Genomic DNA, 12,061 nt, shown 5'->3' on the forward strand with positions numbered 1-12,061 from the left:
GTCATGTCCTCCACCCGGCCCACCGTCGTGCTCGTCCACGACGGCTGCTCCGACACCACCACCTGGTTCGGCGTGGTCGCCGAACTCCACCGGCGCGGGCTGACCGTGCTGGCCGCCGCCAACCCGCTGCGCGGGCTCGACCACGACGCCCGCTACCTGTCCTCGCTGGTCGCGGGCATCGACGGGCCGGTGGTGCTGGTCGGCCACTCCTACGGCGGGGCGGTGATCACCGAGGCCGGGACCGCGCCGAACGTGGTCGCGCTGGTCTACGTCGCCGCCTACCTGCCGGACGTGGGGGAGAGCCACGACGCGCTGACCGCCCGCTTCGCGCCCGCGCCGGCCCGGGCGCGGCTGCGGCGCACCGCCGTCGACACGCCCGGCACCGGGCCGGCCACCGAGCTGACGGTGCCCCGGGAGGCGTTCCGGCCGCTGGTCGCCGCCGACCTGGACGCGGAGGTGGCGCACGTCCTCGCCGCGCTCCAACGGCCGGTGGTGGAGAGGGTGTTCACCGACACCCCGACCGTCGCGGCGTGGCGCGGGAAGCCCTCGTGGGCGCTGGTGGCGGGCGCGGACCGGGCGCTGCCGCCGGACGTCCAGCGCTTCACCGCGGAGCGGGCCGGGGCCCGGGTGGTGGAGCTGGCCGAGGCCTCGCACGCGGTGGCGGTCTCGCAGCCGACGGCGGTCGCGGAGCTGATCCGCGATGCGGCGCTGGGCCGCTGACGGCCCGCCGGACATGGTTCGCGCCCGGCGTCCGCAGGTGCGGGACGCCGGGCGCGGGTCTGTCGCGGCCGGGCCGGACTACTTGGCGAGGAAGGCCAGCAGGGCGGCGTTCACCTCCTCGGCGTGGGTCCACAGCAGGCCGTGCGGCGCGCCCTCGATCTCCACGTAGTCGGCGGCGGGCAGCGCGCGGTGGAACGGCCGGGCGGTGTTCTCGACCGGCAGGATGCGGTCACCGGTGCCGTGCAGGATCAGCGCCGGCACGTCGATCTTCGGCAGGTCGGCGCGGAAGTCGGTGTACCAGGTGGACGGCGCGGCCGAGGCCGCGTACGCGCCGCCGCCGGCCGCGACGTTCCAGCTGTTGCGGACGGCCTCCTCGCTGATCCGGGTGCCGAGGTTCTCGTCCAGGTTGTAGAAGTTCTCGAAGAACTCGGTGTAATAGGCGTAGCGGTCGGCCTTCACGGCGGCGACCACGCCGTCGAAGAACTCCTTCGGGGCGACGCCCTCCGGGTTGTCCTCGGTCTGCAGCAGGTACGGCTCCAGCGAGGCCAGGAAGGCGACCTTCGCGACCCGGCCCGAACCGTAGGCGGACACGTAGCGGGCGACCTCGCCGGTGCCCATCGAGAAGCCGACCAGGACGGCGTCGCGGACGTCCAGGGTCTCCAGCACGGTGTTCAGGTCGGCGGCGAAGGTGTCGTAGTCGTAGCCGGCGGTCGGCTGCGAGGACTGCCCGAAGCCGCGGCGGTCGTAGGTGATGACCCGGTAGCCGGCGTCGAGCAGCGCGGCGGCCTGACGCTCCCAGGAGTGCCCGTTCAGCGGGAACCCGTGGATCAGGACGACCGGCTGCCCGGTGCCGTGGTCCTCGTAGTAGACGTCGACGCTGGTGCTGTTCTCCTGGCCAACGGTGATGTACGGCATGGCAGTTGCTCCTGTTCGGAGTGGTCGGTGCGGACGGGTTCCACGCTAGGAGCGGCCGGGGCGGGCGGCTCGTCCCGGAGAGCACACCCCTTCGTCCGAGAGCGTCGTGACGACCCGTCGACCGCCGTGCGCCCAGCGGCCGCAGCCGGTGCGCGGAGGGGACAGCCGGCGGGTGCGCGGGTTCCTACGCTGGGCCGGTCCTGATCCACACCCCCTCGGGAGAACCATGTCCAGCCAGCCTCGCCTGCACCAGCGCGGGCCCGCCGCCCAGGAGTTCGGCACCGTCACGCAGCTGCCGATCGCGCTGTCGCACGACGCCCGCCGGTACTCGGCGCAGCGCCTCAACCGCGTCCTCGCGGACACCCAGTTCCTGTACGGGCTCTACAAGAAGTACCACTGGGGCATGCGCGGCCCGACGGCCTACCAGCTGCACCTGCTGTTCGACAAGCACGCCCAGGAGCAGCTGGAGCTGGTCGACGCGCTCGCCGAGCGGGTGCAGATGCTCGGCGGCGTCGCGGTCGGCGACCTGCGGCACGCGGCCGAGATCACCGGCGTGCCGCGCCCGCCGGACGGCATCGACGACGTCCGCTCCATGCTGTCGCGGCTGCTGGACGCGCACGAGCGCATCCTCACCGACGTCCGGGACGCCGCCGCGCGCACCGCGGAGCTCGGCGACGACGGCACCCAGGACCTGCTGGTGTCGCAGATCGTCCGCACCGGCGAGGCCCAGGTGTGGTTCCTGGCCGAGCACCTGGTGGACACGCCGGAGCTGTAACGGCGCCCACGCGAAGGAGGGCCGTCCCCCCGGGGGGACGGCCCTCCTTCGCGTGCGGCTCAGAGCGTGCGGCGCACGCCCGCCTGGTGCTCCAGCGCGCCGAACTGCTCCGCCAGCTGGGCGTGCATGGCGTGCTCGGCGGGGCCGCTGCGGCCGATCGGCAGCACGTCACGGCCGCGCAGCTCCTCGACCATCAGCGCGTACGCCGCGTACGCCGCCACCAGGGCGAGCAGCAGGCCGAGCGCGCCGGCGGTGCGGCCCAGCCACTCGACGCCGGTGACGCCGGCCAGGCCCGCCACCAGGTAGCGCGGGGTGGCGACCAGCAGGACCAGCCAGAGGGCCTTCTTCGGCCGGGCCACCGAGGCCATCAGGGCGGCGAAGACGGTGAAGGTCAGGTTCAGCACGCCCAGCACCTTCGCGCCGCCGGGCGCGTCCGTCGCGGTGACCAGGCCGAAGGACAGCCAGGCCCCGGCGAAGCCCGCCATCAGGGTCGCCGCGACCACGTCGCGGGCGCCGAACGCCAGGATGCCGACCAGCAGTTGGAGGGCGAAGGCGGAGAACACGGTGAGCGCCACGGCCTGCCGGTACGCGCCGTCGATCAGGCCGAGCTGGAGGCTGCTGGTCAGCGCGGAGGAGATCGCCACCGCGAAGAAGCCGAGCGGCATCGGCGAGGCGATCGGCCGCAGGCTGATCCGGGTCATGGTGTGCAGCCCGGGAGTGGCCGGGACGTCCTGCGCCCGGGGGTCTTCGATGGTCGTCGCTGCCGTCATGCGTCTGTTCCTTCGTGCGGAGGGGGAGTTCACGGGGAGGGGGAGTTCACGGGGAGGGGGAAACGGGCTCGGGCCCCCGGGCGATCGCTCGCTCAGGGGCCCGAGCCCGTACTGCGGTGCTGCTGCCCTCACTTGCGGTGGAGGGCGAACCGGGTGGCCAGACCGCCACCGACACCGGCGACCAGCGCCGGCGCGAGGCACCACAGGGGCCAGTCGGCCAGGCCGAGCGCGCCGTCCACCGACCACCGGCCCGGACCGGTCGCGGTGAGTGCGGCGGCTATGGTGATCAGGACGAACGGGAACTCGTACCCGTCGTGCTGGACCCACAGGCCGTGCGGCCACTTGACCGTCAGGGCGACGGTCATGACGCCCATGACGCCCGCGCCCGCCAGCGGGGTGAGCAGGCCGGCGGCGAGCATCAGCCCGGCGCCGATCTGGGTGCCGCCGGCGGCCAGGGCGGTCAGCATCCCGCCCCGGAAGCCGTCACCCCGGAACTCGGCGGTACCGCCTGCCAGCCCGCCGCCGCCCAGGTGGTGGCTGACCTTCTGGACGCCGTGCCCGGCGATCAGCAGGCCGGTGACCAGGCGGAGCAGGAGAAGACCGGTGTTCATCGCGGTCAGCCCGCGGCGTGCGGGTTGATCATCGACTGGGCGTAGAACACGCCCATGCCGTAGGCGCCGCCGTGCTCCTTGACCAGGTCGGTGACGGCGACGTAGGTCTCCGAGCGGGCCCAGTCGCGCTGGAGCTCCAGCAGGACCTGCACCCAGGTGACGGGCACGGCGCCGGCGGCGGTCATCCGCTGCAGGGCGTGCTCGTGGGCCAGCGGGCTGACACCGCCGGAGGCGTCCGCGACGACGTACACCTCGTAGCCCTGGCCGAGCGCGGAGAGCGCCGGCAGGACCAGGCAGACCTCGGTCCACAGGCCCGACAGGATGATCTTCTTGCGGCCGGTGGCCTTGACGGCCGCGACCAGCGCCTCGTCCTCCCAGGCGTTCATGCTGGTGCGGTCGATGACCTCGTGGTCGGGGAAGACCGCCTTCAGCTGCGGCAGGATCGGGCCGGAGAAGGACTCGGCGGCGACGGTCGACAGGACCACCGGCACGTCGAAGATCTTCGCGGCCTTGGCCAGGCCCACGGTCGAGTTGATGATCGAGGTGCGGTCGCCGGAGCCGGTGCCGAAGAACATCTGCGGCTGGTGGTCGACGAACAGCATCATCGAGTTCTCGGGGGTCAGCAGGTCCGGGCTCGGGGCGGCCTTGACGTTGGCGAAGTCGACCATGACGGGTCCTTCTCTCGTGGGAATACGGGGATGTGAGGGGGCGTCAGGCACTCGTCCGGTGCGTTCCGGGGTTGCCGACGACCACCAAGCTAAGCCCCGCCCGGGGCCCGTTCCTGCCCGCTGCGCGCCCGGCGCTGTTCCCACAACGCACACCGCGGGCGGCTGCAACTGCTGTGCACTCCAAGGCAATTGGCCATGCGCTGGGGAGGCCCTCGACGGCCCGCGCGCTGCCTACGGTCGCAGGGCGGCCCGGCCGGGTCGTGCACAGTCAGCGGAAAGGCGGCACCCCGTGCAGTTCGGGATATTCAGCGTCGGCGACGTGACGGTCGATCCGACCACCGGGCGGGCGCCCACCGAGGGGGAGCGGATCAAGGCGATCCTGGCGATCGCCCTCAAGGCCGAGGAGGTCGGCCTCGACGTGTTCGCCACCGGCGAGCACCACAACCCGCCGTTCGTGCCGTCCTCCCCGACCACCATGCTCGGCTGGATCGCGGCGAAGACCGAGCGGATCGTGCTGTCCACCGCGACCACGCTGATCACCACCAACGACCCGGTGAAGATCGCCGAGGACTACGCGATGCTCCAGCACGTCGCGGACGGCCGGGTCGACCTGATGATGGGCCGCGGCAACACCGGCCCCGTGTACCCGTGGTTCGGCCAGGACATCCGCCAGGGCATCCCGCTCGCCACCGAGAACTACGCGCTGCTGCGCCGGCTCTGGCGCGAGGACGTGGTCGACTGGGAGGGCCGCTTCCGCACCCCCTTGCAGGGCTTCACCTCCACCCCGCGCCCGCTGGACGACACCCCGCCGTTCGTCTGGCACGGCTCGATCCGCAGCCCCGAGATCGCCGAGCAGGCCGCGTACTACGGCGACGGCTTCTTCCACAACAACATCTTCTGGCCGCAGGAACACACCCGCCGGATGGTCGAGCTGTACCGCACCCGGTTCGCCCACCACGGGCACGGCAGCCCCGAGCAGGCCATCGTCGGACTCGGCGGCCAGGTGTTCATGCGCAAGAACTCCCAGGACGCCGTACGGGAGTTCCGCCCCTACTTCGACAACGCCCCGGTCTACGGCCACGGGCCGTCGCTGGAGGAGTTCACCTCGCAGACGCCGCTGACCGTCGGCAGCCCGCAGGAGGTCATCGAGCGCACCCTCGGCTTCCGGGACGTGGTCGGCGACTACCAGCGGCAGCTGTTCCTGATGGACCACGCCGGACTGCCGCTGAAGACCGTCCTCGAACAGCTCGACATCCTCGGCGAGGAGGTCGTCCCGGTGCTGCGCGAGGAGTTCGCCAAGAACCGCCCCGCCGGCGTGCCGGACGCGCCGACCCACGCCTCGCTGAAGGCGGTGGCCGCCAAGTGAGCGCGCTCACCCTGGCCGTGGTCTCCGGCGGGCTCTCCGTCCCGTCCTCCACCCGGCTGCTTGCCGACCGGCTCGCCGGGTCCGCGACCGCCGCGCTCGCCGCCGCCGGACGCGAAGCCACCGTCCGGCTGCACGAGTTGCGGCCGCTGGCCACGCCGATCTCGAACCACCTGGTGACCGGCTGGCCCTCGCCCGCGCTGGCCACCGCGCTGGACGAGGTGAGCACCGCCGACGCCCTGATCGCCGTCTCGCCGATCTTCTCGGCCTCCTACAGCGGCCTGTTCAAGTCCTTCTTCGACCTGCTCGACCCCGGCGCGCTCGCCGGCAAGCCGGTGCTGATCGGCGCGACCGGCGGCACCGCCCGGCACTCGCTCGCCCTCGAGCACGCGCTGCGCCCGCTGTTCGCCTACCAGCGCGCCCTGGCCGCCCCCACCGCCGTGTTCGCGGCCTCCGAGGACTGGGGCGGCACCGGCGACTCCCGCACCGACACCCTGCCCGCCCGGATCGACCGGGCCGGGCAGGAACTCGCCGCGCTCGTCCTGGCGGCGGCCGCCACCGCCGCGCCCGGGCCGGCCGGCCCGACCGCGCCCGCGCTCGGCTTCCACTGACCTCACCCGAACCCGCCCGAAGGGGACCAGCCTTGTCCACCATGCCCGTCGCCGGAGTCCGCCCCGGCACCCCCGAACAGCCCGCCGACCTGGTCGTCCGCAACGCCAAGGTGTTCACCAACGACCCGCGCCGCCCGCAGGCCACCGCCGTCGCCGTCCGCGACGGCGTGATCCGGGCCGTCGGCGAGGACGCCGACATCGTCCCGCTGGTCGGCCCGGACACCCGGGTCGTCGACGCGCTCGGCCGCCGCGTCGTCCCCGGCCTCAACGACGCCCACCTGCACGTGATCCGCGGCGGCCTCAACTACGTGATGGAGCTGCGCTGGGACGGCGTCCGCTCGCTCCGCCGGGCCCTCGCGATGCTCCGCGAGCAGGCCGAGCGGACCCCGCCCGGCCAGTGGGTGCGGGTGGTCGGCGGCTGGTCCGCCGACCAGTTCGCCGAGCGCCGCCTGCCCACCCTCGCCGAGCTGAACGCCGCCGCCCCCGACACCCCCGTCTTCGTGCTGCACCTGTACCAGTCGGCGCTGCTCAACAAGGCCGCGCTGCGCGCCGCCGGCTTCACCCGGGACAGCGCCGACCCGGCGGGCGGCCAGATCGTCCGCGGCCACGACGGCGAGCCCACCGGCCTGCTGATCGCCGCCCCCGGCGCGCTGCTGCTGTACTCCACCCTCGCCAAGGCCCCGATGCTGGACGAGGCCGACAAGGTCGACTCCACCCGGCACTTCCTGCGCGAGCTGAACCGCTTCGGCCTGACCTCCGCGATCGACGCCGCCGGCGGCTTCCAGAGCTTCCCGGAGAACTACGGCACCGTCATGGAACTCGCCCGCCGCGGCGAGCTGACGCTCCGCATCGCCTACCACCTGTTCCCGCAGACCGCCGGACAGGAACTCGACGACCTCAAGCGCTGGATCGACACCGTCCGCCCCGGCGAGGGCGACGAGTGGCTGCGCCTCAACGGCGCCGGCGAGAACCTCACCTGGGCCGCCGCCGACTTCGAGAACTTCACCGAACCGCGCCCGCAACTCGGCCCGTACGAGAGCGAGTTCGAGAAGGCCGTGCGGATGCTGATGGAGCACGGCTGGGGCTTCCGGCTGCATGCCACCTACGACGAGACGATCCGCCGCGACCTCGCCGTGTTCGAGAAGCTCGCCGCCGAGGGCCTGTTCCCGCAGGGCAACCGCTGGCTGTTCGACCACGCCGAGACCGTCAGCACCGACAGCCTGGACCGGATCGCCGCGCTCGGCGGCGCCGTCTCCGTGCAGAACCGGCTCTCCTTCCAGGGCGAGGCCTTCGTCAACCGCTACGGCGCGCCCGCCGCCGCCGAGGCCCCGCCGCTGCGCGCCATGCTCGACCGCGGCCTGACCGTGGCCGGCGGCACCGACGCCACCCGGGTGTCCTCCTACAACCCGTGGGTCGCCCTGCACTGGCTGGTCTCCGGCCGCGCCGTCAGCGGCCGCCGGCTCGCCGCCGAGCACAACCGGCTCGACCGCGCCCAGGCACTGGAGGTGTTCACCCTCGGCGGCGCCCGCCTCACCGGCGAGGAGGAGGTCAAGGGCCGCCTCACCGTGGGCAGTTACGCCGACCTGGCGGTGCTCAGCGCCGACTACTTCACCGTCGAGGAGGACGACATTGCGCACATCGAGTCCGTGCTCACCGTGGTCGGCGGCCGGATCGTGCACGCCGTCGCCGAACACGAGGGCCTGGCCGCCGAACTGCCCGCGATCAGCCCCGCCTGGAGCCCCGTCGCCCGCTTCGGCGGCTACCAGGCCACCCCCGCGCCCGGCCTGGCCGGCGCCCGGCAGGCCGACCGGGTGCGGGAGGCCGCCGCCGCCTCCGAGGAGCAGTTCGCCTGGCGCCTCGCCCGCGGCCGCGCCGTCCCCGGGCAGCACGACGCCCCGCAGGACCCCTGCTTCTTCTGACCCCGCGTCACCACCGCGTCACCACCGGGGCGCCGCCGCCCGCACCGCGGCGGCGCCCCGTCCGTCCCACCCCGCCCGCCCCATCTCCAGGAGGCACCGTGCCCGCCCCCGGCACCCCGGCCCCGCCGCCCGGGCCGCAGATCACCGACCGCCACCCGCTGGCCCTGGCCCTGTTCGGGCTCACCCTGGCCAGCGGACTGATCGACGCCGTCAGCTACCTCGGCCTCGGCCACGTCTTCACCGCCAACATGACCGGCAACGTGGTCGTCATCGCGTTCGCACTGGCCGGCGCGCCCGGCTTCTCCGTCGCCGGCTCGGTCACCTCGCTCGGCGCGTTCCTGGCCGGCGCGGCCGTGGCCGGCCGCTACACCACCGGAGGCGCGGCCGGCTGCGCACCGCGCTCGCCCTGGAGGCCGTCCTGCACACCGCGGCCGCCGCCGTGGTGTTCGCCTGGAGCGCCGACGGGCCCGCCCGGTACGCGGTGATCACCCTCGGCGCACTGGCGATGGGCATCCGCAACGCCACCGTCCGCGGCCTCGGCGTCCCCGACCTCACCACCACCGTGCTCACCCTCACCCTGACCGGCCTGGCCGCCGACTCCCGGCTGGCCGGCGGCGCCGCACCCCGGCAGCGGCGGCGGATCCTGGCCGTCGCCACCATGCTGGCCGGCGCCCTGCCGGGCGCCGTCCTGGTGCTGCACGGACAGCTCGCCTGGGCGCTGCTCGCCGGCGCCGCGCTGGCCGCCGCCACCGCCCTGCTCCACCGGGAGTGAGCCGCAGGTCAGGGCCGCAATTCCGGTCCGCGGCGGCGGGGGATAACCTGGGCGGCCGGGACCCGGGCGGGCCGGCGCCCGAGGGAGCACTCCCGGAGAACGAGGAACGGTGGACGGCGGGCGGACACCCGGCCTGGTCGGGCGGCAGCGCGAGACCGAACTGCTGACCGCGGCGCTGGTCCAGGCCGAGGACGGCGGCAGCGGCTCCACCGTGCTGCTCCGCGGCGAGGCCGGCGTCGGCAAGAGCACCCTGCTGGACTGGGTCGAGCACCGGGCCCGCGAACGCGGGTTCACCGTGCTGCGCGCCGTCGGCGCCGAGGCCGAGACCGACTTCGCGTTCGGCGCCCTGCACCAGGTGTTCTGGCCGCTGCTGCAACGCTCCGAGGCGCTGACGGCGCATCAGCGCGAAGCGCTGGAGAGCGCGTTCGGCGTCCGCTCCGGCACCCCCAGCGGCTTCGCCGTCGGCGCCGCCGCCCTGGCCTGCTCGCCGAGGCCGCCGGCGCCGCCCCGTCCTGCTGCTCCTCGACGACCTGCACTGGCTCGACTCGTCCAGCGCCACGGTGTTCGCGTTCCTGCACCGCCGCTCCACCCGGCTGCCGGTGGTGATGGTCACCGCCAGCCGGCCCGGCGGGCGGTCCGCGCAGATCTGGTCGGCCGAGGCCGTCGACGTCGGCGCACTGCCGCAGGCCGACGCCGCCGCGCTGCTCGACAGCTGCCGGCCCGAACTCGCCGCCACCACCCGGGACCGGGTGCTCGCCGAGGCGGCCGGCAACCCGCTCGCCCTGGTCGAACTGCCCGGGCAGCTCGCCGCCGCCCAGCAGCGCGGCCTCGCCCCGCTGCCCGAACGGCTGCCGCTCGGCCGCACCCTGGAACGGGTCTTCGCCGAACGCCTCGGCGAACTCCCGCCCGACGTCGGCCGGCTGCTGCTGCTCGCCGCGCTCGCCACCGGCCCCGAGTTCAGCCGCGGCGGCTGGCTGCGGGTCGGCGGCGAGGCCCTCGGCGAGGCCCTGACCCGGCTCGACGCGGACGGCGTCGCCCGGCTCGACGAATCCGGGCAGCTGGTGTTCCGTCACCCGCTGGCCCGCACCGCCGTGGTGTCCGCCGCCTCCGACGCCGACCGCCGGCGCGCCCACCGCGACCTCGCCGAGGCCCTCGCCCGGACGACCCGCGCCGGCTCGCCCACGAGGCCGCCGCCGCGCTGCTGCCCGACGACGCCCTCGCCCACCGCCTGATGGAGGCCGGCCAGGACCTCGCCGCCCGCGGCGGCGACGCCGAGGGCGCCCTGCTGCTGGAACGCGCCGCCGTCCTCAGCACCGACTCCTGCGACCGCGCCCGCCGGCTCACCTGGGCCGCCGTGATGGCCGCCCGCGGCGGACAGCTCCGGCACGCCGCCGCACTCGTCGACGAGCTGACGGCCTGCCAGGTACCGGAGGACATCGCCCCGCTGCTCGCCTACGCCGTGGTGTACGCCGACCAGAGCCACCACGTCGACTTCGAGTCCTCCGCCGCGCTGCTGCCCGGCGCCCTCGACGCGCTCGCCGCACCCGGCGCCGACACCTTCGGCGGCCTGGTCGAACAGGCCTTCTTCAAGCTGCTGCTGGCCGCCGCCTACACCGACGACCCGTGGGCCTGGCGGGCCCTGCACGGGCACCGCGACCAGGTCTCCGAGGCCGGCCGGCTCTGCCTCCAGGCCTGGACCGACCCCCGCCCCGGCACCGCCGACGCGCTGCTCGCCCTGGCCCGCGACCTGCCGGCCGATCAGGAGGCGGGCGTGGCCTGGCTGCTGCTCTGGACGGCCTCCGCGCTCGACTCCGCCGAGGGCGAGGTCTGGCAGCGCCCCGCCGGGCAGCACGGCTACGCCACCCAGGGCTCGGTCGCCAAGGCCAAGGCCCACCAGGACTTCCTGCTCGGCCGCTGGGACCAGGCACAGGTCTGCCTGCGCGAGGCCGAGATCGCCGAGGAACTCGGCTACCGCACCAACGCCCTGCTCTTCCGGCTGGCCCACGCCCACTTCCTGGCCGGCCGCGGCGACGAGGCCGGGCTGCGCGAGGCCGACGAGGCGATCCGGCCGACCGCCGCCCGGGCCCGGATGCGGTACACCCTCGACCGGCTGACCCACCTGCGCGCCCTGGCCGCGCTCGCCCACCGCCGCCACGACGAGGCGTACGCGCACCTGCGCGAACTCGCCCCGCCCGGGCAGCCGGTGGGCGGCCCGCCGTGGCGGCACGCGCTGGTCTTCGACCTGGTCGCCGCCGCCGTGCTGACCGGCCGCCGCGGCGAGGCGCAGGCCCGGCTCGACGCGGCCCGGGCCGCCGGCTCCGCCGCGATCTCCGACCGGCACGCCTTCCTGGTCGCCGCCGCGGCCGCCCTGGCCGCCGACGACGAGCACGCCGAGGACGCCTACCGGACGGCGCTCGCCGTTCCCGGCGCCGAGCAGTGGACCTTCGACCTGGCGCGGCTGCAACTCGCCCACGGCTCCTGGCTGCGCCGCCGCCACCGGCCCGGCGCCCGGACGGTGCTGCGCGCCGCGCACCACGTGTTCGACCGGCTGCAGGCGCGGCCCTGGGCGCGGTGGTGCGAGGAGGAACTCCGGGCCGCCGGCGACCCGGTGGCCGCACCCGCGGCCGGGCCGTCCACCGAGCCGACCGAACTGACCGGGCAGGAGCTGCGGATCGCCCGGCTGGCCGCCACCGGCCTCACCAACAAGGAGATCGGGCGGCGGCTGCAACTGTCGCCGCGCACCGTCGGCGCGCACCTCTACAAGATCTTCCCGAAGCTCGGCATCACCTCCCGGGCCGCCCTGGCCCACGCCCTCGACCAGCTCTGACCCGCCCGCCGGGCCCGGCCCGACCGTGCCGTCCGCGCACCGCCGCAACACGGCAGTCAAATGACCTAACCCGCCGCCGGGTCCGCGGCGCAGTCTCGTACCAGGACCTC

General features: G+C 74.9%; 11 protein-coding genes and 2 pseudogenes. 9 read left to right on the forward strand and 4 right to left on the reverse strand.

Annotated features, from left to right (window positions below; genetic code table 11):
• Positions 1–3 precede the first annotated feature (3 nt).
• Positions 4–720: an alpha/beta fold hydrolase gene (locus KCH_RS28075; RefSeq protein WP_035867564.1), complete on the forward strand. Its 717-nt coding sequence runs from the start codon at positions 4–6 to the stop codon at positions 718–720.
• Positions 721–798: 78 nt separating this feature from the next.
• Here KCH_RS28075 and KCH_RS28080 read toward each other — a convergent pair whose 3' ends face one another.
• Positions 799–1,635, reverse strand: coding sequence for an alpha/beta fold hydrolase (locus KCH_RS28080; protein ID WP_035867565.1), 837 nt, complete (start codon positions 1,633–1,635; stop codon positions 799–801).
• Between the two features lie 226 nt (positions 1,636–1,861).
• Between KCH_RS28080 and KCH_RS28085 the strand changes: the two genes are divergently transcribed.
• Entirely contained in the window at positions 1,862–2,410 is a 549-nt protein-coding gene (locus tag KCH_RS28085) for a Dps family protein (protein ID WP_035867566.1), read from the forward strand.
• A gap of 59 nt (positions 2,411–2,469) precedes the next feature.
• Here the strand turns inward: KCH_RS28085 and KCH_RS28090 are convergent, their stop codons facing one another.
• From KCH_RS28090 to KCH_RS28100, 3 genes are all read right to left on the reverse strand, one after another.
• Positions 2,470–3,180, reverse strand: a complete 711-nt coding sequence (locus KCH_RS28090; protein WP_035867569.1) for a GPR1/FUN34/YaaH family transporter — start codon at positions 3,178–3,180, stop codon at positions 2,470–2,472.
• A gap of 128 nt (positions 3,181–3,308) precedes the next feature.
• Positions 3,309–3,791 carry a DoxX family protein gene (locus KCH_RS28095; protein WP_035867571.1) on the reverse strand — a complete coding sequence of 161 codons (483 nt, stop codon included), beginning with the start codon at positions 3,789–3,791 and terminating at the stop codon, positions 3,309–3,311.
• Positions 3,792–3,796: 5 nt separating this feature from the next.
• Positions 3,797–4,459 (reverse strand): hydrolase, encoded by a 663-nt coding sequence (locus KCH_RS28100; protein WP_035867574.1) that lies wholly within the window; start codon positions 4,457–4,459, stop codon positions 3,797–3,799.
• Positions 4,460–4,748: 289 nt separating this feature from the next.
• Between KCH_RS28100 and KCH_RS28105 the strand changes: the two genes are divergently transcribed.
• From KCH_RS28105 to KCH_RS45085, 7 genes and pseudogenes are all read left to right on the forward strand, one after another.
• Positions 4,749–5,825: an LLM class flavin-dependent oxidoreductase gene (locus KCH_RS28105; RefSeq protein ID WP_035867576.1), complete on the forward strand. Its 1,077-nt coding sequence runs from the start codon at positions 4,749–4,751 to the stop codon at positions 5,823–5,825.
• Positions 5,822–6,433: a CE1759 family FMN reductase gene (locus KCH_RS28110; protein WP_051653530.1), complete on the forward strand. Its 612-nt coding sequence runs from the start codon at positions 5,822–5,824 to the stop codon at positions 6,431–6,433. The genes KCH_RS28105 and KCH_RS28110 overlap by 4 nt, the downstream gene beginning before the upstream one ends.
• Positions 6,434–6,474: 41 nt before the next feature.
• Positions 6,475–8,352 (forward strand): amidohydrolase, encoded by a 1,878-nt coding sequence (locus KCH_RS28115; protein WP_208866079.1) that lies wholly within the window; start codon positions 6,475–6,477, stop codon positions 8,350–8,352.
• A gap of 98 nt (positions 8,353–8,450) precedes the next feature.
• Positions 8,451–9,124, forward strand: a pseudogene (locus tag KCH_RS28120) (YoaK family protein).
• 109 nt (positions 9,125–9,233) lie between these two features.
• A pseudogene (locus tag KCH_RS45075) lies at positions 9,234–9,653 on the forward strand (BREX system ATP-binding domain-containing protein); the annotation flags it as partial.
• Positions 9,654–9,684: 31 nt separating this feature from the next.
• Positions 9,685–10,356, forward strand: coding sequence for a hypothetical protein (locus tag KCH_RS45080; RefSeq protein WP_244305746.1), 672 nt, complete (start codon positions 9,685–9,687; stop codon positions 10,354–10,356).
• Entirely contained in the window at positions 10,356–11,951 is a 1,596-nt protein-coding gene (locus KCH_RS45085; RefSeq protein ID WP_244305707.1) for a helix-turn-helix domain-containing protein, read from the forward strand. Before KCH_RS45080 ends, KCH_RS45085 begins: the two co-directional genes overlap by 1 nt.
• Positions 11,952–12,061 lie beyond the last annotated feature (110 nt).

It is taken from the genome of Kitasatospora cheerisanensis KCTC 2395 (genome assembly GCF_000696185.1).
GTDB lineage: Bacteria > Actinomycetota > Actinomycetes > Streptomycetales > Streptomycetaceae > Kitasatospora > Kitasatospora cheerisanensis.

Excerpts from the sequence above, each read along its gene's own strand:
- KCH_RS28075 (WP_035867564.1), top strand. The coding sequence starts at position 4 with ATGTCCTCCACCCGGCCCACCGTCGTGCTCGTCCACGACGGCTGCTCC.
- KCH_RS28080 (WP_035867565.1), bottom strand. The coding sequence starts at position 1,635 with ATGCCGTACATCACCGTTGGCCAGGAGAACAGCACCAGCGTCGACGTC.
- KCH_RS28085 (WP_035867566.1), top strand. The coding sequence starts at position 1,862 with ATGTCCAGCCAGCCTCGCCTGCACCAGCGCGGGCCCGCCGCCCAGGAG.
- KCH_RS28090 (WP_035867569.1), bottom strand. The coding sequence starts at position 3,180 with ATGACGGCAGCGACGACCATCGAAGACCCCCGGGCGCAGGACGTCCCG.
- KCH_RS28095 (WP_035867571.1), bottom strand. The coding sequence starts at position 3,791 with ATGAACACCGGTCTTCTCCTGCTCCGCCTGGTCACCGGCCTGCTGATC.
- KCH_RS28100 (WP_035867574.1), bottom strand. The coding sequence starts at position 4,459 with ATGGTCGACTTCGCCAACGTCAAGGCCGCCCCGAGCCCGGACCTGCTG.
- KCH_RS28115 (WP_208866079.1), top strand. The coding sequence starts at position 6,475 with ATGCCCGTCGCCGGAGTCCGCCCCGGCACCCCCGAACAGCCCGCCGAC.
- KCH_RS45085 (WP_244305707.1), top strand. The coding sequence starts at position 10,356 with ATGGAGGCCGGCCAGGACCTCGCCGCCCGCGGCGGCGACGCCGAGGGC.